The organism is Bifidobacterium angulatum DSM 20098 = JCM 7096, from assembly GCF_001025155.1.
GTDB classification, from domain to species: domain Bacteria; phylum Actinomycetota; class Actinomycetes; order Actinomycetales; family Bifidobacteriaceae; genus Bifidobacterium; species Bifidobacterium angulatum.
Genome location: NZ_AP012322.1, coordinates 575,363 through 597,621 on the forward strand (window position 1 = coordinate 575,363; position 22,259 = coordinate 597,621).

General features: G+C 61.4%; 19 protein-coding genes and 1 riboswitch. Of the genes, 15 read left to right on the forward strand and 4 right to left on the reverse strand.

Annotated features, from left to right (window positions below; genetic code table 11):
• The first annotated feature begins 86 nt into the window (after window positions 1-86).
• The 7 genes from BBAG_RS02315 (at window position 87) to fmt (ending at window position 7,972) form a co-directional block, all read left to right on the forward strand.
• Window positions 87-1,298, forward strand: coding sequence for a DUF3322 and DUF2220 domain-containing protein (locus BBAG_RS02315; RefSeq protein WP_003825732.1), 1,212 nt, complete (start codon window positions 87-89; stop codon window positions 1,296-1,298).
• 242 nt (window positions 1,299-1,540) lie between these two features.
• Complete coding sequence (locus BBAG_RS02320) at window positions 1,541-1,753, forward strand: hypothetical protein (RefSeq protein ID WP_003825733.1); 213 nt, start codon at window positions 1,541-1,543, stop codon at window positions 1,751-1,753.
• 118 nt (window positions 1,754-1,871) lie between these two features.
• The gene (gene rpoZ / locus BBAG_RS02325; protein ID WP_003825734.1) at window positions 1,872-2,156 is read left to right on the forward strand and encodes a DNA-directed RNA polymerase subunit omega; all 285 of its coding nucleotides are present in this window, start codon (window positions 1,872-1,874) and stop codon (window positions 2,154-2,156) included.
• 217 nt (window positions 2,157-2,373) lie between these two features.
• A riboswitch (SAM riboswitch) is annotated at window positions 2,374-2,432 on the forward strand.
• Window positions 2,428-3,645 (forward strand): methionine adenosyltransferase, encoded by a 1,218-nt coding sequence (gene metK / locus BBAG_RS02330; protein WP_003825736.1) that lies wholly within the window; start codon window positions 2,428-2,430, stop codon window positions 3,643-3,645. (Overlaps the previous riboswitch by 5 nt.)
• A gap of 134 nt (window positions 3,646-3,779) precedes the next feature.
• Window positions 3,780-6,155, forward strand: a complete 2,376-nt coding sequence (locus BBAG_RS08555) for a primosomal protein N' (protein WP_003825737.1) — start codon at window positions 3,780-3,782, stop codon at window positions 6,153-6,155.
• 114 nt (window positions 6,156-6,269) lie between these two features.
• The gene (locus tag BBAG_RS02340) at window positions 6,270-6,974 is read left to right on the forward strand and encodes an HAD family hydrolase (RefSeq protein ID WP_033508639.1); all 705 of its coding nucleotides are present in this window, start codon (window positions 6,270-6,272) and stop codon (window positions 6,972-6,974) included.
• 29 nt (window positions 6,975-7,003) lie between these two features.
• Window positions 7,004-7,972 (forward strand): methionyl-tRNA formyltransferase, encoded by a 969-nt coding sequence (gene fmt, locus BBAG_RS02345; RefSeq protein ID WP_003825739.1) that lies wholly within the window; start codon window positions 7,004-7,006, stop codon window positions 7,970-7,972.
• A gap of 134 nt (window positions 7,973-8,106) precedes the next feature.
• On the opposite strand, the gene serB is transcribed toward fmt, so the two are convergent.
• Window positions 8,107-8,787 carry a phosphoserine phosphatase SerB gene (serB, locus tag BBAG_RS02350; protein ID WP_033508571.1) on the reverse strand — a complete coding sequence of 227 codons (681 nt, stop codon included), beginning with the start codon at window positions 8,785-8,787 and terminating at the stop codon, window positions 8,107-8,109.
• Window positions 8,788-8,923: 136 nt separating this feature from the next.
• Between serB and arc the strand changes: the two genes are divergently transcribed.
• The 5 genes from arc to pafA are packed head-to-tail and all read left to right on the forward strand — an operon-like array spanning window position 8,924 to window position 14,727.
• On the forward strand, window positions 8,924-10,495 hold the full coding sequence (arc, locus tag BBAG_RS02355) for a proteasome ATPase (protein WP_003825741.1): 1,572 nt from the start codon (window positions 8,924-8,926) through the stop codon (window positions 10,493-10,495).
• A 44-nt stretch (window positions 10,496-10,539) separates the two neighbouring features.
• Entirely contained in the window at window positions 10,540-12,183 is a 1,644-nt protein-coding gene (dop, locus tag BBAG_RS02360; RefSeq protein WP_003825742.1) for a depupylase/deamidase Dop, read from the forward strand.
• An 11-nt stretch (window positions 12,184-12,194) separates the two neighbouring features.
• The gene (locus tag BBAG_RS02365; RefSeq protein WP_003825743.1) at window positions 12,195-13,049 is read left to right on the forward strand and encodes an inositol monophosphatase family protein; all 855 of its coding nucleotides are present in this window, start codon (window positions 12,195-12,197) and stop codon (window positions 13,047-13,049) included.
• The gene (locus BBAG_RS02370; RefSeq protein WP_003825744.1) at window positions 13,046-13,249 is read left to right on the forward strand and encodes a ubiquitin-like protein Pup; all 204 of its coding nucleotides are present in this window, start codon (window positions 13,046-13,048) and stop codon (window positions 13,247-13,249) included. The genes BBAG_RS02365 and BBAG_RS02370 overlap by 4 nt, the downstream gene beginning before the upstream one ends.
• Window positions 13,249-14,727, forward strand: a complete 1,479-nt coding sequence (gene pafA / locus BBAG_RS02375; protein WP_003825745.1) for a Pup--protein ligase — start codon at window positions 13,249-13,251, stop codon at window positions 14,725-14,727. Before BBAG_RS02370 ends, pafA begins: the two co-directional genes overlap by 1 nt.
• A gap of 121 nt (window positions 14,728-14,848) precedes the next feature.
• Here the strand turns inward: pafA and BBAG_RS02380 are convergent, their stop codons facing one another.
• The 3 genes from BBAG_RS02380 to purB form a co-directional block, all read right to left on the reverse strand.
• Window positions 14,849-15,133: an HU family DNA-binding protein gene (locus tag BBAG_RS02380; protein WP_003825746.1), complete on the reverse strand. Its 285-nt coding sequence runs from the start codon at window positions 15,131-15,133 to the stop codon at window positions 14,849-14,851.
• Window positions 15,134-15,321: 188 nt separating this feature from the next.
• A complete protein-coding gene (locus tag BBAG_RS02385) occupies window positions 15,322-17,739 on the reverse strand; it encodes a lysylphosphatidylglycerol synthase transmembrane domain-containing protein (RefSeq protein ID WP_003825747.1) in 2,418 nt (805 codons plus the stop codon).
• 103 nt (window positions 17,740-17,842) lie between these two features.
• Complete coding sequence (gene purB, locus BBAG_RS02390; protein ID WP_003825748.1) at window positions 17,843-19,279, reverse strand: adenylosuccinate lyase; 1,437 nt, start codon at window positions 19,277-19,279, stop codon at window positions 17,843-17,845.
• Window positions 19,280-19,338: 59 nt separating this feature from the next.
• Between purB and BBAG_RS02395 the strand changes: the two genes are divergently transcribed.
• The 3 genes from BBAG_RS02395 to BBAG_RS02405 all read left to right on the forward strand — a co-directional run bounded on the left by BBAG_RS02395 (window position 19,339) and on the right by BBAG_RS02405 (window position 22,222).
• Complete coding sequence (locus BBAG_RS02395) at window positions 19,339-19,899, forward strand: very short patch repair endonuclease (protein WP_272944772.1); 561 nt, start codon at window positions 19,339-19,341, stop codon at window positions 19,897-19,899.
• A gap of 269 nt (window positions 19,900-20,168) precedes the next feature.
• Window positions 20,169-20,873, forward strand: a complete 705-nt coding sequence (locus tag BBAG_RS02400) for a GNAT family N-acetyltransferase (RefSeq protein WP_003825750.1) — start codon at window positions 20,169-20,171, stop codon at window positions 20,871-20,873.
• Window positions 20,873-22,222, forward strand: coding sequence for an MFS transporter (locus BBAG_RS02405; protein WP_033508575.1), 1,350 nt, complete (start codon window positions 20,873-20,875; stop codon window positions 22,220-22,222). The genes BBAG_RS02400 and BBAG_RS02405 overlap by 1 nt, the downstream gene beginning before the upstream one ends.
• Window positions 22,223-22,259: the final 37 nt, after the last annotated feature.

Consider the following 22,259-nt stretch of genomic DNA (forward strand, 5'->3'; position numbering starts at 1 on the left):
GGCTAGTGGAGCCGCCCGCGCTTGCAGGCGGCTCCGCACGCATACGGTATCGGCGTATATGAGCCGGGAAGGGGAATTCCATGTCAATGTCATCAAGGAACGCCGGCAGTGTAACGGAGCGTGAGAGGCGGCTTGCGGCACGTACCGAGCAATGGCTTGTCGGAAAGGTCGAGGACTATCTGGACAAGCAACGGTTTTCGGCGAATCCGCAGTGGCCGTATGAGTTCAACGTCAAACAGCCGTCGAAGAGCGAGCTGATACGGGATTCGGACACCTGCATCGCCCAAGCGAGGGCCATTCGGTCATGGGCGCAATCCTACGGCTGCCGGTATGGCGAGAAGTCCCGTTCGCTGGGGGCGTATTGCGGCACCACGCCATTGGTGACGCGCGTCTGCGTTCCTGGCGAGCATGAGGCGCTGGAAATCGCGGGACGTCAATGCGCGCACCGGTATTGTGCTACGCAACAGCGGTTTTCGTGTCTTCGCGGGGAATTCGATGTGTCCGAGGATGTGCTTGCCGCGGTCGTATACAAGCTCAAAGACATGGACGATCTTGACTTCGAACTGGTCTGTCAGGCCGCGCACTATTTCGCACGGCATGACGCCTCCGGCATGAGGCCGCGCGCTGTGGCGATTCCGGGATTCTCCGCCAAATGGCTGGGCGGCAAGGGCTCTGTGCGTCGTAAGGCCATATGCCTGTTGCTGGGGCGCGAGTCGCTTGACTTCGAAGAGCGCCCTGGCGAGATCCGCCTGCGCTATCTTGATTCGGCCCATTGTGGCTATCCCGATCTGTATGTCACTCAGCCGTGGCGTACCGCCGATTGCGCGAGGTTCAGGTATGCGGTGATTGTGGAGAACAAGGACACCTATCAGGAGATGCCGCAGATCGATGATTGCATCTGCGTCTTCGGTTGCGGAAGGGCGGCGAATCGCATGGTTTCGCTGCTTCCGTGGCTTGCCGATACGCCGCATGTCGTCTATTGGGGTGACATGGATGCCGACGGGCTTGAGATTCTTTCCGGCATACGTGAATCGGGAATCGACTGCGATTCCATATTGATGAATATGGACGTCTATAGGCGTTACCGGCGGTTCGGCACCGAATATACGGAACAGGGCAGGAGGATCGAGCCGCGCAAAGTGGGTGCGGTGCCGGGGCTGCGTGCCGAGGAACGCGAATTGTACGAGGCGCTGTGCACCGGCGAAGGCGTGGAGTATCTGCGCATCGAACAGGAACGTATCCCGATCGTGGATGCCGTTGCCGAGCTGTGCGCGGCTGGTTTCCCGATTGTCGTCTGAGTCTCGACAGGCTACTTTGCTTGGTTGTGGCAGATTCAGGCGGGTCGAAAAAACCAGTTGGCTTGGTTGTGGCAGCCAAAAGGAGATATGCGAAGTATGAGTCCCGGGAATTCCGGGGATCGTACTGGCGCAATTACATGTTTGCTGCCACAGGTAGGCCACTTGGCAGGTTATGGGGAGTAGGATGGCGTGGAGCGTTGGGCTGTGCCGGCAGAACATGCCGGAAACGGAAAGGTCATGATATGAAACTGGACAAATATGCGGTGTTTTGCATGTTCGGCATGGTGCTGGCGGTGTTTTCGCTGGTGTTCGGCATTCTGGGCAAGGGGATTGTGGCCGGTTCGTTCGGCCTGGCTACGGGCGGTGTATGCTTCGCCATGCTGCTGCTCACCAAGATGCCCGACGATAAGCCACAGGGCGATGCCGAGGATTCCGACGAACCGGAGCTGGACTGACTTTGGCCGCGTTGCCGTGGAATGCGTGATGCGGCCGAGCCGGTGCTTCGGCATAGTCTCCGCCCAAAGCTATACTTAGCTCGGTTAAGGTAGTTTTCCATGTTTGGAGATAACGCATATGGCATTCGGCACTGAGCCCACCCCCACCGGACTGGCGACTCCGTCTATCGACGATTTGATGAAGCACGCCGATTCCAAGTACGCGCTGGCGATTTTCGCCGCGAAGCGCGCACGTCAGATTAACTCCTACTTCACCCAGCTTAACGAGGGTCTGCTGCAGAACGTTGGTCCGCTGGTTGAATACCAGAGCCAGGACAAGCCGCTGTCCATCGCATTCCGTGAGATCGACGAAGGCCTGCTGGAGGAGACTCTCGGCGAGGACGATCTGACCGAAGGCAACTGATTTTGCAGCTTATGGGCATAAGGGCTTGCGTCGGCTGTTAGGCCGGGGCAAGCCCTTTTGTTTGCCGGAATATCGCTCCGGGGCGGCGCCGAGGTGCCAGTCCCAAGCAAGGGATCGCCGGCAGCCTGCTGCCATCCGCATATGGAAGACCCCATAACCCAAGAAAACCGAAGATCGAATAACTGAACACGGCAAAACTGAACACAGCAAACGAAAACGTATCATTGTGCCTCGCTGGGGAGCGGGGCGATAAGTCCGAAAGAGGGATGATATGACTGAAAAGCGACTTATTTCCGCTGAATCCGTAACCGAAGGCCACCCCGACAAGGTGTGCGACCAGATTTCCGACGCCATTCTCGACGACCTGCTGTCGCAGGATCCGGCGTCTCATGTCGCAGCCGAAGTGAGCGCCGCCACCGGCACCTTCATGGTGTTCGGCGAGGTAAGCTCCGAAGGGTACGTCGATGTACAGGCCAAGGTGCGCGAGACGCTTCGCCGCATCGGCTACACCAGCTCAGAGGTCGGTCTTGACGCCGATTCCTGCGGTGTGCTGGTCGCGCTTGTTGAGCAGAGCTCCGAGATCAACCAGGGGGTGGCGCGTCTGAACGCCGAGCAGGAGTCCGCGGCCAGCCGTGAGGAACGTTATGAGGCGCAGGGCGCCGGCGACCAGGGTGTGATGTTCGGCTACGCCACGGACGAGACCGACGTGTATATGCCGTTGCCGATCTATTTGGCGCATCGTCTTTCCTACCGTTTGGCGCAGGTTCGCCACGAGGGCATCGTGCCGCATCTGCGCCCGGATGGCAAGACCCAGGTCACTATCGAATACGACGATGATGATCGGCCGGTGCGTGTGGATACGGTGCTGATCTCCACGCAGCATGATCCGGAAGCGTCCCAGGCATGGCTTGCCGGGCAGCTGAAGCAGCATGTGATCGATTCGGTGCTCGACGAGGTACTGGGCGGCAAGGTGCGTCACGACGATTACCGCGAACTGGTGAATCCGACCGGCTCCTTCGTGCTCGGCGGCCCTGCTGCGGATGCCGGTCTGACCGGCCGTAAGATCATCGTCGACACCTACGGCGGTGCGGCGCATCATGGCGGCGGCGCGTTCAGCGGCAAGGATCCGTCCAAGGTGGATCGTTCCGCGGCCTATGCGACCCGTTGGGTGGCCAAGAACATCGTGGCCGCCGGTCTGGCGCATCGTGTGGAGGTCCAGGTCGCCTATGCCATCGGCGTGGCCGATCCGGTGAGCGTGAACGTGGAGACTTTCGGCACCGAGATTGGCGTGACCCGCGATCAGATTGCGGCGGCTGTGCGCAAGGTGTTCGATCTGCGTCCGGCTGCGATCATCGACGAACTCGACCTGAAGCGTCCGATCTACGAGAAGACCGCGGCCTACGGCCATTTTGGACGAATCGATGTCGAATTCCCGTGGGAGCGTCTGAACAAGGTCGATGCGCTCAAGGCGGCCATCGAAGAAGCCTGATCAGGTGCGTATGCCGGCGGGCCCGGTCGATTCGCTGAGGGCGAACCGGGCGGACCTGCTTCATAAGGCGGTTGGAATCAGCAAACAGGCATGATCCCAGCCGCTTTTCCCGTATGGTGACGTAAGCTGAAACCATGAGTTATGAGGATGCAGAGCAGCTGGCGCTTGACGGGTTGGCCCCCAGCAGGCGCCGTTCACGCGCATCCAGGCACAGCAAGGCCGAAAGCAAACCGATTGTGCGCGTGGTGCTTGATATCCAGGCGGCGCACTTGGGGCAGACCTTCGACTATCTCATCGACGAGAAGGATTCCGCCCAGGCCCAGCCCGGCGCGATGGTGCGCGTGCGGTTCGGCGGGCAGCGTGTGAACGGCATTATCTGGGAGCGAACGGACAGCAGCGATGTCGCCGCCGCATCATTGCGCTACGTGGAACGCGTGTTCGTCGGGGGAGTGCGCGTATCCGAATCGTTGCGGCGCGATATTGCCGCCATCGCCGAAGCATACGGCGGTACCCGCGCCAATATTCTGCGCCTGGCGATTCCGCCTCGCGTGGCGAAGGTGGAGAAGGAGCAGCGCTTGGTAGCGCCGTTCCATCGCACTGGCGGCATAGTCCAACGATTGGGGCAACCAGCCGGGTCGGCATTCGAACGGTTGGCAGGTTCATACGACGCCGGTATTCGTGATCTACGATCAGCATTGCACGGCACCGCATTCGCCTCCTTCATCGTCGACCCGTTGCCGGGTATGCGCCGTGCGGCCAGCGCACTGGCATGGATGGCTGCGGAATCGCTGATGGCGGGGCATGCCGCGGTGGTGGTGCTTCCGGATGCCCGTGAAACCGATGCCATGATGCGGGAATTGGAAGCGCTTGGCCTGCGGAGGTTCGCAGGCAATGGGTCGCAAACCGGTGGCTGGACGGGGGACGTCGCGGTGCTTACCGCAGCATTGCCGCCGGCGGACCGCTACCGGGCATGGCTGGCCATTGCCACAGGCGCCGTGCAATGCGTGATCGGTACGCGTGCTGCCATGTATGCGCCGGTGGAGGGGCCGGCACTGTTCGCAGTGATGGATGACGCCGCCTACCAACAGGCCGACGGCATGGTGCCTTACGCTCAGGCTCGTGGCGTGATGCGTTTGCGCGCCAGACTGCACGGCGGCGTGTTCGTGGCGCTCGCCAATGCTCGTAGCCCGTTAAGCCAATGGGAAATCGACTGCGGCAAAGGCGGGCGTTATGGCGGCATGGACGCCAGCAGCGCGGTCAGCGGCCCCAGCCGGGCGATACGGCCGCTGCCCAGCGTGCTGAAGGATGCCTGCCCATGGGTGCGCTGGCTGAACCGTGACGAACTTGTACGTCTTGCCGATCCTTCGATCGGCGCTCGCGTGCCGCATACCGCAGTCAACAATATTCGTCAGGCGCTGCAATCCGGGCCGGTGCTGTTCTCCATACCGGCCGATGGCGTGGCCGAAGCGTTGAGCTGCGCGAATCCGAAATGCCTGCGACAGGCTCGCTGCGCCCGCTGCACCGGCCCGTTGCAACGTGTTCGTGGCTCCAATGCGCCGCGCTGCCGGTGGTGCGGGTTCGCCGCACTGAACTGGACATGCCCGAACTGCCATGGCGAGCGCCTGCGCGTGGTGCATGTCGGAGCGACCGGAACGGCTGAGGAACTGCGAGGCCTGTTCCGTGGCGTTCCGGTCGTGCTGTCCAGTCCCAGCCAGCCGCACGGTCCGATCGAGACCATCGATAACAGGCCGGTTATCGTCATCGCGACTCCAGGCGCCGAACCACGTGTGCGTGTCAAGTCCGATGATGAGGGGGATGCGCAGGGCGAATACGCCTCCGTCGCCATTCTCGACGCGTGGAACAGCCTCTACAAGCCCGGATTGGATGCGCGTGTGGATACGCTTGCCACCTGGATGCGTGTGGCATCGATGTGCGCACCGCGTACCCGTGGCGGTCAGGTGCTGCTTATCGGTGAAACCTATCCGGCCATTGCGCAATCGCTGATGGTGTGGGATTCCTCCATTCTCGCCGAGCGGGAACTGCAGGAGCGGTGCAGTACCGGTATGCCGCCGGCGGTGTCGGTGGCATGCGTGTGGGGACGTGACGATGCGGTGCGCACCGCTTTGGAACATATCGGTGTGATTGGCGGCGACATGGAATTATGCCCGGCACCGCAAGGGTCACGACATGGATTCGATCAGGGCGCGATCTTCATGAGCCCGCAATCCGGTACCGGAAACGCCGGCGACGGCAACGGCATGGATGAGACGGCTGTGGGCTTCGGCGAGCAATGGCCGGGACTGCTCGGCCCGGTGCCGATCGCACAGCCGCGCACGTTGAACGCACGCGAATTGGAGGCGACGGCCGATCGTGTCAAAGCCGTGGTGCGTGTACCGTATGCGCGTCGCGAGGAATTGGCAAGACGGCTGAAACATGAGGTCGCGCGGCATGTCGCGTCACGGGAGTTCGGCGAACTGCGATTCCAACTCGATCCGAAGGATCTCATCTAATCGGCTATGATGCGGCTGTGCGGCATAATTGAAGGCGGTGTATGGCTCCCCGGAGCGGGCGTGCGCGGGGAGCCATGCCGATAGGAACGAAAGCCACGAGGCAAGGAGCGGATGATGAAAGGTTGGCCCGGAGAGCCCGACATGGAATATGACACGATGATGGCGCAAGGCGAAGCTGCCGCGAATGCGGGCAAGCCGATTACCGATGTGATTTTCGACTTCGGCAATGTGCTGCTGTACTGGGATCCTGCGGCGGTGCTGATTCCCCGCTACAGCGCGGCGACCATCGAACAGTTCCTCGACAACGACATTTCGGGTTTCTACGACGCCAACGACCGTATGGATGCCGGTGCCACGCCACAGGAGGGCATTGCCTGGATGCGCCGGACCCATGGCGATAAATGGGCCGACATTCTTGCATACTATTTGGAGAATTTCGAGGATTCCCTGACAGGTGTCGTGCCAGGCGCCCGTGTGCTGCTCAATGATCTGAAGGCGGCCGGCATCGGTGTGTGGGGACTGTCGAACTGGGAGAAGGAGCTGTTCCCGATCGCGGAGCGCACCACGCCGATCCTGCGACAGTTGGACGGCAAAGTGGTATCGGGGTATGTGCGTCTTCGCAAGCCAGACAGCGCGATCTACAGAAAGGCGCTTGAGGAGTTCGGCATCGGCGCTCAAGGTGCGGTGTTCGTGGACGACAAGGCGATGAACATCGTGGGCGCGAATGCCGTAGGCATCCGTGGCATCCGGTTCCGTGACCCGGTGAAGCTGCGCGAGCTGCTTATCTCGAACGGCGTCGGCATCCCCGACGTCCAATAGCTGTATCGGAAAGGAATCAAGGAGGCATCATGACATTGAGACTGCTGTTTGCGGGAACCCCCGACGTTGCCGTGCCGTCGCTGCGCGCATTCGCCGCTGATCCGCGTTTCGAGGTGGTGGGCGTACTCACCCGCCCGGACGCGCCTACCGGCCGTGGCCGCAAGCTTGCACCGAGCCCGGTGAAGGCCGCCGCCGTCGAACTCGGGATCCCTGTATTCACCGACAAGCCGCGCAGCCAGGAATTCCTTGATGCGCTCGCCGGTGTGCAGGCCGATATCGCGGCGGTGATCGCCTACGGCAATATTCTGCCCAAAGCTGTGCTTGACGCGGTGCCGTTAGGCTGGTACAACCTGCATTTTTCCAATTTGCCGAAGTGGCGTGGCGCAGCCCCCGTGCAGCGTGCCATTTGGGCCGGCGATGCCACTACCGGCGCGGACGTGTTCAAAGTGGGGGAGGGATTGGACGACGGCCCGGTGATCGCTTCGATGAGCGTTGCGCTGACCGGCCGGGAAACCTCCGGCGAGCTGCTTGATCGTTTGGCGCTCGAAGGCGCGCCGATGTATGTGGATGCGTTGGCCAGGGTCGGCGACGGCACCGCACGATTCGTTCCGCAAGCCCATGAGCAGGCCGAATACGCGCATAAGATCAGCGTTGAGGATGCGCATGTTGCGGTACATGATGCGGTCGAGTCGATCGACCGTCAGATTCGGGCATGCACCCCCAATCCGGGTGCCTGGATGAACCTGCATGCTTCCGGCGACGCGTCCGAGTCGATTACGCTGCATGTGCTGCGTGCGCAGCCTGCGGATATGCAGCGCCCCAATGTGCCGTCGGCGTTGGAGCCGGGCAGGCTGCTGACAGGCAAGAAGAACGTATGGATGGGTACCGGCAGTACGCCGTTGGAACTGCTCGAGGTCAAGGCCCAGGGCAAGAAGGCCATGCGTGCCGCCGACTGGGCGCGTGGCGCGCGTCTGGCCGACGACGCCTATCTTGGCTAAGGTCGCCGATTCGTTCACCCCAGCAGGCGCTTCTACGCGTTCCGTATCGTGTTCGGCCGGCGGTCAGGCAATGCCGGACCGCCGGCCGAACACAATAGAGGCGTCAGGCGTGGCCTGGGATGGTAGACCAGCGTTTATCGGAGAAAATCAAGCACCAGACGCAGGTCGCGCGTGGTAATCGCAGCGGGAGCCGCGTCGCGCGTCTTGGGTTTGGCGCAGAACGCGATGCCAAGACCGGCCTCCATGATCATTGGGATGTCGTTCGCCCCGTCGCCCATGGCCACGGTCTGGCTCATCGGCAATCCCAGCTCGTCCGCCCACGCATGCAGGGAATCCAGCTTCACCTGTTTGGTCACGATCTCACCCAGCACATTGCCGGTCAGCAGGCCGTCGCGGACCTCCAAACGGTTCGCCAGCCGATAGTCGATATGCGCATCGTCCGCCAAACGGTCCACCACTTCGTGGAAACCGCCCGATACCACGCCGACATGCCATCCATGAGCGTGCAACGTATCGATGAGCTCGTGGGCGCCATTGGTGAAATGAATACGCTGGTACACCTCGTCGAATACGCGAACCGGCAGCCCCTTCAGCAATGCCACGCGCGCACGCAACGCCTCGCGAAAATCCAATTCGCCGCGCATCGCACGCTCGGTCACCGCGGCGATGCGTTCGCCGCAACCTGCGGCCTCACCCAATTCGTCGATCACTTCCTCGTCGATCAACGTGGAATCGACATCCATCACCAATAGGCCTGGGCGGCTCAGCGATGGCGCGTCGGATACGGTACGAACGGGTGAAACGGGTGCAGTCATGCTTTCGATTGTGGAAAAACGCTGGGACAAACACGGGTGGAGAACGACTGAAGGCCTTACTGTAGAGAACTGTAGAGAGCAGCGGATGCAACGACTCATGGCAGGCGGTGCTGGCATTTGACGGAAAGGTGTGCTCATGGTTGAACGGAATGCGGATGCTCCACGCGAATCCGCCGAAGCGCTCGCGCAGGCGAACGACCAGCTGATGGCCAAGAACCATGCGTTGGCCGAGGCGCTGAATCGTGCGGGCAAGGAGCTGAACAAGGCCCGCGCCCAGCTCGCCCAGCTTGCCCAGCCGCCCATGACCTTCGCCACCATGGTGCGTGTCGATTCATGCCGTACCGACGAATACGGCGTTCAGCATGCTTCCGCCGAGGTGATCGCCGGCACGCGACGTATGATCGTGCCGGTCGCGGCCAACTTCAATGCGGCGCGTTTGGCGGCCGGCAGTACCGTGCTCTTGAACGAGTCGATGGTGGTGGTCGATCAGCGCGGAGCCGATACCGTGGGCATGGTACGTACCATCGCCCAGGTGTTCGATGACGGTAGACTGCTCGTCTCCGATGCCAGCGGCTCCCTGAGCGTGGTGCGCCGCTCCTCCGAATTGGCCGTGATGCACTTGGCCAACGGCCAGCGTGTCGTTGTGGATCCATCTGCGCGCCTGGCGGTGGCGGTGCTGCCTCAGGAGGATGATCTCGACCTGGTGCTTGAAGAGGTGCCGGATGTCACGTTCGCGGACATCGGCGGCCTTGACAGCCAGATCGAGCGTATCCGCGATGCGGTGCAACTGCCGTTCACGCATCGGGAGCTGTTCAACCGCTACCATCTGCGTGCGCCGAAGGGCGTGCTGTTGTACGGGCCTCCGGGCAACGGCAAGACGCTGATCGCCAAAGCCGTGGCGCATGCGTTGGCCGAGGAATCCGGTGCGGGCGGCGGCGTGTTCCTCTCCGTCAAGGGGCCGGAGCTCTTGAACAAATATGTGGGCGAATCGGAACGCCTGATTCGTCTGATCTTTGCGCGAGCCCGCGAACGTGCGGCGGACGGCCGCCCGGTGGTGGTGTTCATCGACGAAATGGATTCGCTGCTGCGAACACGCGGATCTGGTGTCTCGTCCGATGTGGAGACCACGATCGTGCCGCAGTTCCTCACCGAGCTTGACGGCGTGGAATCCTTGGACAACGTAATGGTGATCGGCGCCTCGAACCGTGTGGACATGATCGATCCGGCCGTATTGCGTGCCGGACGGTTGGACGTGAAGATTCGCATCGACAGGCCATCCGCGGAATCGGCGGTGGCGATCGTACGGCACTACCTTACCGACGATCTGCCATTGCAGCAGGGAATGGATGCCTCCGCGCTCGCCAGCGTTCTCGTGCACGATATCATGTCCAGAACATTGCGACGCCAGCTTGCGGAGGTGCGTGACATGAACGGGCATTGGCGAGGTCTGTTCCTTGCCGATGTGGTGTCCGGCGCAAGTCTGAAGAACATCGTCGATCGAGCCAAGACACGTGCGGTCAAAGCCTCGATCGGTACGGGCAGGCAGGTTGCGCTGAACGCCGATCTGCTCGCCTTGGCGGTCGAGGACGAATTCGCCGAAACCCGCGATTCGCTGCTGGACAGCGACCCGGAGCAGTGGAGCCGCGTCAACGGGTTCGAAACGGGAAGCATCGTCGCCATCCGCCCCGTTGCCGCGCAAACGGAATGACGCGTGCAGCAGGTGGAACCAAACATAAGCCAGGAGGAACGACTATGAGTGTGTTGCGTGTGATGGGCACGGAAACGGAGTACGCGGTCTCGCAGGCCGGCACGTCGCATTACCAGCCCGTGCAATTGTCATTCGACGTGGTGGGGGCCGCGGCCAGCGCCGAACAACGGCATATCCGCTGGGATTACCGGCAGGAGGACCCGGTCAACGATGCGCGCGGCACACGTCTCGATCGAGCCGCGGCCAGACCGGATATGCTTACCGACGCCCCGCAGCTCAATATCACCAATGTCATCGCTCCCAACGGCGGGCGCATCTACGTCGACCACGCGCACCCGGAATATTCCGCGCCGGAAACCATCGACCCGTTCGAAACCGTGGCCTACGACCATGCCGGCGACCGGCTCATGCTTGCCGCCGCCCGCCAGGCCAGCCACATCACCGGCCATACAGTAGTGCTGCATCGCAATAATGTCGACGGCAAAGGCGCCAGCTGGGGCACGCATGAGAACTATATGATGCGCCGATCCGTACCGTTCGACGATGTGGCGGGGCTGATGACCGCCCATTTCGTCTCACGTCAGATCTGGGCCGGGTCGGGGCGCGTCGGCATAGGCGAGCACAGTGAGACCGCAGGGTATCAGCTCAGCCAACGTGCCGACTACATTCACGCCAAAATCGGCCTGCAAACGACGTTCGACCGTCCCATCATCAACACGCGCGACGAATCGCATTCCACCGGCGAATACCGCAGGCTCCATGTGATCGTGGGCGATGCCAATCGCATGGAGACGCCGCAGGCGCTCAAACTCGGTGCCACCAGCATGCTGCTGTGGGCGCTTGAGCATGCCGAAGAGGCGGACTTCGACATGCGCGGGCTTATCGAGGGGCTGCGTCTTGCCGATCCGGTCGGAGCCATGCACACGGTATCGCATGATCTGAGCCTGAACGCCGAACTCGCCTTGGAACAGGGCGGAACCACCACCGCATGGCAGATGCAGGTGCGGTTGCGGGCCGCAGTATATGCGGTAGCGGCGATCGTGCTCGGCACCGACACCGCGGGCGAACCGGCATGGGAGGACCGCCAGACGCGCAATATCATGGCCATGTGGGGGCAGGCGCTCTCCGATACTGCTGCGATCCGCCACGCCAGCGCAGGCGAGCGTCTCGCCATGCGCGATGAGGCCGGGCGCATCGAATGGCTGCTCAAATGGCAGCTGTTGGAAAAGATGCGGCGCAGGCTCGGCAACGCCGCATGGAACGATCCACGATTGGCGGCCATCGACCTGAGCTGGGCGGCGCTCGATCCGGTTCGCTCCATCTACACCAAGGTCGAATCGCAAACCGAACGCATGGTCACCGACCAGCAGCTCGACCAAGCCGCATCCGCGGCGCCGCAGACCACGCGTGCCTGGCTGCGTGCCGAACTCGTGAGGCGTTTCCCTGCCGAGATCGTGGCGGCCAGTTGGTCGCATATCACCGTGCGTACGGCGGATTCGCTGCGTAACGAGCTTGATGCGACATATGGCAATGCCTCGGCCGCGCAGTCCACGGGGTTCAGGCAATGTGATCTGGTTTCCCTCGACATGTCCGATCCGCTGCGCTTTACGCAGGCTGAAACCGCGCAGCTGCTGGAACAGGCGAATAGCGCGGCTCAGGCGCTCGATGCAATCGCCGGGCGTAGTTAGAATGAGACACTATGACACAAGAGAATCTACGAGAACTGGCGATGAAGGTCGTCGAGGCGGTTAAGGCCGCCGGAGTCCATGCGTTGCAGGATCAGTTGAATTCACACGGCACCGTCCCCACGCGAGGTGAGGACGGTCGGTGTTTCGTCGGAGACGTCGACGGGCGTTTGCTGCGGTATGTTTCCGGCAGGCTTGCGGATATCGAGCATTTCGACGGTTTCTGGCAGACGCGCCCGGCGGAGAGCCGTCCGTGGCAGCGCTATTGGTGCGTCGGCAAACTTGACGGCGCGATCAACTACCTGCGCAATATGAGCGAATGGGCCATCACCGTCTCCCTGTTCGAATTCAACGAGTTCGGCTCGGCCCAGCCGATTCTCGGTATCGTCCATGCGCCGGCGTTGGGGGAGACCTATGTGGCGGTGCGTGGCGGTGGCGCGGTGCGCATTCGTAACACCCAACTGGGCGAGAAGCGCGAGAAGGTCGTTCCCTCCGTCACCCCCACACTGGATGGTGCCGTAGTGAGCTTCGGCATGTCCTATATGCCCGGCGAATCGAATCGTGCACTGGGCACGGTGGGCGCGTTGGCCGATCACCATCCCGCCGACGTCAAGCGTGTCGGCCCCGCATCGCTTGATTTGTGCAAGGTTGCCGACGGCACCTATGACGCGTACTTCGAGCCGGAACTTCATGAATGGGACGTGCCGGCCATTTCCGCCGCCGCAGTGGTGGTATGGGAGGCACAGGGGGCGTTGCACCGTTGGGACGGCGGCGACATCCACTGGCGTCAGAACAACGACATCGTATGCACCAACGGCCTGATCGACCGCGAACTCAAGCCCATTCTCATCCAACAGCAAGGAGCGTGACGATTATGCCTCAGCAATTCCAGCAGCAGCGGCAGGAAGCCAGCCGGTCCGCCGACGAGGAGCAGACGGCGGCAAGCGTCGATGCCCAGCAGAATGAGGATTTCGACGTACTCGATTCCGTGCTGGACGATATCGCCTCGACGTTGGAGACCAGCGCCGAAGACTATGTTTCCAGCTTTGTGCAAAAAGGCGGCGAATAATGCCTCAGCTGCGTGACAGCAGCACCCGCGCCATGCATGCCGATACGGGAATGCGTAATGATTTCGGCCGTATCTTCGGTATCGAAACCGAATACGGCGTATCCGTCACCGGCGCCGATCATGCCGTGGATGCGGGGCAGGTGGCCATGACGATGTTCCAGCCGGTTGTGTCGAAGGCGCGTTCCACCAACACATATCTGACCAATGGGTCGCGGCTGTATCTGGATGTAGGCTCCCACCCCGAATATGCCACTGCCGAAGCGCTCGATCCCAAGGATGCGTTGCTGCAGGATCTGGCAGGGGAGCGCATTATGCGGCATCTGGCCGGCGGGGCGCAGCAGCGTCTGCGTGCCGGCCATGGTGATCGCGCCACGATCCATGTGTTCAAGAACAACGTCGATTCCGCGGGGCATGCGTTCGGCTGCCATGAGAATTATCTGGTACGCCGATTCGTCAAGCTTGAACTGATCGAGGATCAGCTGTTGCCCTTCCTCATCACCCGGCAGTTGTATACGGGGGCCGGCAGGTTCGCCGAGTCGGGCTTTCAGATCACGCAACGCGCCGATTTCCTTGATGAGGCTGTCTCGTCCGCCACGACGCGTGCACGTCCGATGATCAACACGCGGGATGAGGCGCATGCCGATCCCGAATCCTACCGTCGTCTTCATGTGATTATTGGCGATTCCAATCGTTCCCAGTGGGCAACGTGGGTGAAGCTCGCCACCACGCATCTGGTGCTATGCGTTATCGAGGATGCGGTACGCCGCGGTGTTCCTTCCGGGTTCGAGGGGCTTGCTCTGGCGGATGCCGCGGCGGCGAATCGTACGGTGAGTCGTTTTCTTGACGATCGTCAGGCATGCCTTACGGTAGGCGGTGGCAATGAGTCGAACGGCGATGAATCGCAGCTTACGGCGTTGCAGATTCAGCGGCGGTATTTCGACGTGGTTGAAGCGTTTGTGCGCAATCATGGCGAGAGTATCGCAGCAGGCCTGCCGCAGACATCGCCAGAAGAGGTTCTTGACGCCTGGCAGTGGGCGTTGAACGCATTGGAGCAGGGGAATATCGCCGTGTTGGCGGATCGTGTGGACTGGGCGATGAAATATCGTCTTGCCCAGGCCATGCGTCGCCGTGACCCGCGGATTTCGCATGCCGGCTTGCAACGGCTTGAATTGGAATACCATGATGTGGCCAACGGGCGGTTGTATGATTCGCTTGTCGCCCACGGGCAGCTGCGTGAGATCGTCGAACGGCGGCGTGCCGATCAGGCCGTCGACCGTGCTCCGCAGGGCACCCGCGCCGCGTTGCGTGGAATGTTCATCGACGCCGCGCAACGGGCGAACGCGCAGTATTCCTGTGATTGGACCACGTTCACGCTGACCAGTCCCGTACGGCGCGAAGCGGTGCTGCTTGACCCCTTCAGCACAGCTCCCACGCCGGATTTCAAGGCATTGATGGCCGCATTGCCCGTCGATGAATAGGAGTCCGCAGTTCGGGAACGGCACTGTTAGGGCGGATAAGTGAATGCACGAGCATAACCAAGAAAGCCCCGACCATCAGTGGTCGGGGCTTTCCGTATATGCAGCTATATGCGCTGAGAGATCACTTCTCGGTGACGGCCTTCTTCAGCAGGGAGCCAGCGGAGATACGCACGCCGTAGGTGGCCGGGATCTCGATGGTCTCGCCGGTGCGCGGGTTGCGGCCGGTACGAGCGGCACGCTTGACACGCTCAGCGGAGAACAGACCGGTCAGCTTCAGGCCTTCGCCGGACTTCATAGCCTCGACGAACACATCCTGGAAAGCATTGACGGCAGCTTCAGCCTGAGCCTTGGTCAGGTTGGACTTCTGAGCAATCTTCGAGACGAGATCAGACTTGTTGTATGCCATAAGTGTCCTTCTTTATCCGGGGATGACTCCGCCAGGAGCGCATCCGTTTGTGACATGTAAGATATTAGCGCACGAACCCGCCAAATACCGCATTATGACAACGTTTTTCCGTGTTTTCTCCCCGTTTTGGGCAAAAATGTGGGACTTGTGTGACAAGTTCGGCATATTGGAACGAATCAAGGACGACGCTAGACGAGATTATGCCGGTTCAGCCATTGCATGGCCAATGCTCCCAGCGGTATGCGCAGCCAGTAGAACACCACGCGATGCAGCAGCGTGGCCGACAACGCCACGCCCTGGGGTACGCCTACTGCGACGAATGCGAAGGTAAGCGCCGCTTCGACGCCTCCAAGACCGCCCGGGGTGGGGACGGCGGAGCCGAGCGCGTAGGCGAGCATGAACACGAAAATCGTCTCGACGGGGTTCATATGCACGCCGAACGCGAGCAATGCCGACCAGAACGCCAGTCCGGTGGTGATGTTCTGTACGAGTCCGCCGCAGATGCTGACGGCGAGCTCGGCCGGTTGATTCAGCACGTTGAGTAGTTGGGTGAAATATTTTTTCGCTACAGGCACAAGCTGTTGCATGATCATGTGGCGCAACGGCGGGATCATCATGGCGATGGCCAGCACCGCGCCGACGGCACCCAGCACGATCACCAGGGTGTTCGTGGGTATCGTACCGGACAACGTGTGCTTGCCGGTAAACAGTCCGATGGCGATCAGCAGCATGAAGTACGCAAGATAATAAACGGCCATCACCGCGCTCATAATGGCGGTGGCGGTCGTATTCCGGTAACCGGATTTGCGCAGGAACTGCAGGTTCACGAAGGCCGGACCCACGCCGGCCGGCATCGATACCGTGGCGAAGCCGCCCGCCACCTGGCTCATGAATATGCCAAGCGGGCGGCGTTTGCCGCGTTCGACCAGCGCACCCAGTGAAACCGACGAGCCGATCCAGCTGCACAAGCCGAACGCAAGGCATATCAGAGCCATGGTGGGATTGGCGTTACGCAATGCGGCGACAATCTCTTCCGGCTTGAGCTGGGTGAACACTACGACCACGGCGACGATGACCAGCAGCATGGTCAGCATGGATCGCCAGGAGAATCGTGCCAGCGTCACCGATTCGGGAACATCGTTCTGCTCGTCGTCGGCCATGGCGGTGATGGAGGTCTGCAGTGTCTTCAGCAGCTGCTTGTCCCAGGAGTCCAGGGCGCGGGTGGGGGAGGGGATGGCGACTTTCTGCAGGAAGGGGGCGATCTGCAGAAGCGTTTGCTCACCCCAGACCTCGCGGGCGGCGCTTAAGGCGTCGTCCACGCCGATCAGCGCCGCGAGCAGGGCGAGCAGCTGCACTTTGTCAAGTGCGATATTGGCGCCTGACGATCCGCTGTCACCGTTATGCCAGCCTGCGATAACGGGAATGCCGCCATCCAGCCGGGCAAGTGTATCGGGCGTGATACGACGATGCGTATAGCCGCGCCTATTCGCCACATCCAGAAAACGCATGTACTCGACGGCGTCGTCGCGGGTGAGAATGTTCAGATTCGTCGGGCGTTCACCGGTGTGCGCGTCAAGCACCAGAACCGCCGATTCCTCGGTGTCCGCCACGCCATACGGCGCCATGGCGGGAAGGCCGGCCGCGCTCAGGGCCAGCAGCATGGCGAAATGATGCTGCACGGTGTCGCAGACGTTGCGGTCTCGGCGGGTGGCGATGCCGGTGAAACGCAGCCAATCCCACAATTGCTTGAGATAGCCGGCGGTGTGCGTTTGCGCGTCGAGTACGGAAACCACATATCGTTTGCCGCTTGTGGTGCGCATATCGTAGATGCGGGATCCCTCCACCAGGTCGTCGTCCAGCGATGCGTTGAGCGAACGAACGCGGGCATGCAGTTCCTGATTGCGTGTCAGTGTGGCGACATCGAGACCGATGTCCTGCAGCGCGTTCACCAGTTCCTCGCCCCAGATGCCGGTGCTGCGCGTGCCGACCGCGAAGCGGATGATCATGCCAAGCGCCCTGCCGGCGAAGAACGCCACCAGCACGCCGCTGACCGAATGCCAGGACAGCATCACCATAAGCGCGGCCGTGGCATACAGGATGTTCCATCCCCATTTCACCGACGATCGGATGCGGCGCGGGCCGGCCGTGGTCAGGAAAGCCGCCATGGCGGTATAGATGCCCGGCAGCAGTCCCGAGTCCAACAGCGTAGTGGCGGAAACCACCGAAATCGCGAGCATCCTATTCGTTGTGCATATCAGTATGGACAGTCCCCAAGCCGCAAGATATCCGGCGAGCATGCCGGTGATGGCGGTAAGTGTGACAAGCCATTCGCGGGCGAGCATCAGCTGGATGAGCACGGTCACGACGATGATGACGGTGGCAAGCTGCTGCAATACGGAGGAGGGAATGTCGGCAAGCCAGTTGATGGCCTGTGCCGCGGTGTGTACGTCGGACTCCACGCCGCTGGTGATACCGCCCATGTACACGGCGAACACCATGACTATGACCGCGCCGACGAGTGATAGCGCGGCACGTGTCAAATCGCCGAAATCATGGGTGCGTTTGGGGGCAACGTCATCGATATGCATGTCCGTCCTATCCGTCATGCGTGCAGTTCCTGACTATGACTATGGTTGCGGAAGAAAAATGGATGGCCGATGTTGACGACGACCGGAAGATCGCCATCAACATCGGCCATTGCACATAGGCTTAGCGGTCGAAGGCGACCAGCTTGTTGGCCCAACCGGTGTAGGTGGCGGGGGTCAAAGCCTTGAGTCGTGCCGCGGTTTCGTCGTCGAAGGACTGCTGGTCGATGAACGCTTCGACGGCTTCCTTGCTGATCTCATGACCGCGCATAAGCTCCTTGACCTTTTCATAAGGCTTCTCCATGCCCGGCAGACCCTTGAGCTCGCAGGCGCGCATGGCGGTCTGAATCGGCTCGCCGAGCACTTCCCAGTTGGTGTCAAGCTCACGTTCGATGACGATATCGTTCGGATGAATGGACTTCAGGCCGCCCATCAGGTTGTACAGGGCCAGCTGGCTGTAGCCGAGCGCGGAACCGATGTTGCGCTGGGTGGTGGAGTCGGTCAGGTCTCGCTGCCAACGGGATTCCACCAGTGTGGCGGACAGCGTGTCGAGCAGGGAACAGGAGATCTCGAAGTTCGCTTCGGCGTTCTCGAAACGGATCGGGTTCACCTTGTGCGGCATGGTGGACGAACCGGTTGCGCCCTTCACCGGAATCTGCGCAAACACGCCGCGGGAGATGTACATCCACACGTCCACGCACAGGTTATGCATGATGCGGTTGGCGTGGGAGACGGTGGAATACAGTTCGGCCTGCCAGTCGTGGCTTTCGATCTGTGTGGTCAGCGGGTTCCAGGTCAGGCCCATGCGGTTCTCCACGAACTCGCGGGAGACCGCGATCCAATCCACATTCGGGCATGCGGCCAGGTGGGCGCCGAAGGTGCCGGTTGCGCCGTTGATCTTGCCCAGATACTCCTGGCTTTCGATGTGCTTGAGCTGACGGTTCAGTCGGTACACGTATACGGCGAGTTCCTTGCCGAGCGTGGTCGGGGTGGCCGGCTGGCCGTGGGTCAGGGACAGCAGCGCCTTGTCCTTGTTCTCCTCGGCCTTTTCGGCGAGGTGGTCGATGATCTCCTTGAACGCCGGGGTCCACACCTGTTCCATGGCGTTCTTGACGCAGCGTGCGGTGGAAAGATTGTTGATGTCTTCGGAGGTGCAGGCGAAATGCACCAGGGTCTTGAGACGCTCGTTGATATTGGTGAACTCTGCCGGGGCGGCGTCGATGAGGTCGTCGATATAGTATTCCACGGCCTTCACATCATGGTGGGTGACCGCCTCGTGCGCGGCATGCTGTGCGATGCCCGCGGCGCCGAAGTTCTCGGGGATGGAACGCAGATAGTCCTTCTCCGCCTCGGTGAACGGCTTGACGCCGTCGACGATCGGCTGATTGCCGTTGCCTTCGAAGCCATTGGCCAGCAGAATCATCCATTCCACTTCCACGCGCATGCGTTCGCGGTTGAGCGCAGGCTCGCTCAGATATTCGACAAGCGGGGCGGTGGCGTTGTGATAACGGCCGTCAAGAGGGGTGAGTGCGATTGCGGGAGAAATATCAGTAAGCTTCATGCCTTTCAGGGTACTTGGTGGCGTGGAGCTGTGGCATGGGCATGGCTACACTCGTAGGCGTGGCAAACGGGAACACAGGTAAGAGGAGCGGGCGCTCGACCCGCCGGTCGGCTGGCAGAACAGGTGGCAAAGCGGGCAAAACCGAAAAATACGAGCGTGGCACCCGCAGCTACACCATGTCGCATATTCGAGGCAAAGACACTACGATCGAAGTGCTGGTCCGCAGCTACCTGTTCCGTCAGGGCCTGCGATTTCGCAAGAACGACAAACGCTATCCAGGCCACCCCGACATTGTGCTGCCCAAATACCATGTGATCGTCTTCGTGAACGGATGCTTCTGGCATATGCACGAAAGCTGCGGCAAACAGACGATGCCGAAATCCAACGTCGAATTCTGGAACGCGAAGCTGATGCGTAATCGTGAACGCGATTGCAGGCAACACCGGCAATTGCTGGAGAGCGGATGGCGCGTCATCGACGTGTGGGAATGCGAATTGGGCGCGAAGACGCGTGACGAACGGTTGGAACGGCTGCACACGCAGATCGTCGATTCCACTGAACCCCACATCGATGAGACGAACGACAGCCGATGGGATGCGCTTGCCGTGCAGGCGGCGTGATAACCGCGGTATCGACACGTTCCATTAGCATCGAAAGTGCCTGTTCGAACCGAATCGAGTGTTCGTAGGCCAGACAAGACAAGACCCTTGCCGAGTCGAGCTACGGAATTCCGTATGAACACGCAGCGTAGCCGCCACGCATATGTGGATGGCAGGCCTTCAGGGGAAACGCACAGAGGGCCGCGTTGCGGGAAGACCGCTACCCTCGCGCAGCACGTGTGGGCGGGCGCACGTGCCGGACGCAACATCGAATAAGGAGTGAGTGCACCATGGCTGCGAGCAACGCAACCAAATCCGCCGGTACAGTTGCCGACGTCAACCCGAACACCATCATCTACCGTCCCATCACATGGAAGGATGTGGACGCCGTGGTCGAGCTGTTCGACCGCACCTGGCCCCAGGATGGGGCGCTCGCGGGTACGAGGTTCTCGCTGCTCATATCCCGGTATTTCGTGCTGCACTACCTGCAGCCGACCACATTCGCCAACGCCGCATTCGCCGCTGACGGCACGCTCGCTGGCATCACCCTCATCCGCGTCGCCGGAGAACGTCCCCAGTTTGATGAGCTCGGTGTCGCGGGCGACCTGGCCGTCACCGAACGTATGATCCGCGCGAATCCCGAAGCCTCCAAACGTCTCGACATGCTGAAGAACGCGTTCGCGCTGGAACTCGATCTTGAACGGGAAGGCAAGGCCAACGAGACCACGCTGGGCGAACTGGAACTGTTCGTGGTCAATCCTGACGTGCGCGGCTGCGGCGTGGGAGGAGGGCTTTGGGATCGCATGCAGCGGTACCTGGCCGCCTGGGACGTGGATGCATTCTATCTGCATACCGATTCCGATTGCGATGTGAGCTTCTACGACCACAAGGGGCTGGAACGCATCGCGCAGCGGCTGGCGGGCACGCCCGTCGTCGACGGCAAAGAGCCGTTGTTCGGCGATATGTTCATCTACCGTGGGCGGGTGAAGGCCTGATGGCAGACACCACAACTACGCCGCAGAGCACCCGATCAGGCGGTGAGCCGGAGACTTCCGGCAAACGATGCTCGCCGTACGCGGCATTGTTCGCCATTCCCGGAGCAAAAGCGTTCTGCGCGTCGGGCGCATTGGCACGTCTGCCGATGTCGATGATGGGGTTGGGCATCATTCTCGCCCTGAACCACCTGTACGACAATTGGACGATCGCCGGCGTCATGAGTGCCGCCTACGTGCTTGCCACTGCGGCCGTCACCCCGCTGTACGCGCGCCTGTTCGACAAGTTCGGCCAGCGCAGGATCGGCAGGATCGTACTTGCCGTGCAGATCGTCGCCATGCTGGGCTTCGCATTCGCGGCTCTGGTCCGTGTGCCCATCCCACTGCTGTTCCTATTGGCCATCGTCATGGGACTGACCCAATTCTCCTTCGGGGCGTTGGTACGCACCCGTTGGGCGTATGTGCTCGACCGCACCGGCAACAACGAGCTGCTCAACACTGCCTATGCATTGGAATCCGCCATCGACGAGGTCGTGTTCATCTTCGGGCCGATTCTCGCCGCATTCCTCGCGGCATCCGTGCACCCGGTCTCGCAGCTCTTCGTGCCGACCGCAGCCAGCGCCATCGGCGGCACCATCTTCTTCGCCCTGCACAACACGCAGCCGCCCGTGGTCCATGTCATCGAGGTGGACGCCGCTCAAGCAAGCGACAGGAACTTCCATGCCACGAACGCGGACAGGCTCAGTCTTCAGCAGCTGAAGAACGGCGACGCAGCGAAGAAACGCAACGTGCTTACCTATGCCGGTGTGATCCCGCTGCTGCTCGTATTCGTCGTCTTCAACATGAGCTTCACCGCGTTCGACACCTCCATGACCGCCGTGATGAAGTCGCTGCACCTCGATTCCGTGCTCGGCGTGCAGCTCGCCATGCTGGCGGTTGGCTCATGCATCGGTGCGCTCGCATTCGGCTCCCGGGAGCTTAGCGGGTCACGGTGGGCGCACATGGTGATGTTCCTGTCCGCCATGACCGTCGGATTCGTGATCATCCACGCCTGCATGGGCAATCTGATCGTCATGGGACTGGTGGAGATCCTGACCGGTCTGACCATTTCCCCGGTATTCGCCTCCGGCAATCTGGTGATGAAGGAGACCGTGCCCGAGGAATCGTTGACCGAAGGCCTGTCATGGGTTTCCACCGCGGGCACCGTGGGCGCGTCCTTCGGCTCCATGATCACCGGCATCGTGCTCGACCATGCCACGCCGAATACCAGCCTTATGCTGCCATGGGTCTTCGTGCTGTGCTCGATTCCGTTCGCATTGCTCGGCTGGGCCATCGTCCGCAAACGCGGCTAATCTCGGACGCATACGCATTATGACGGGAATTCGGGCG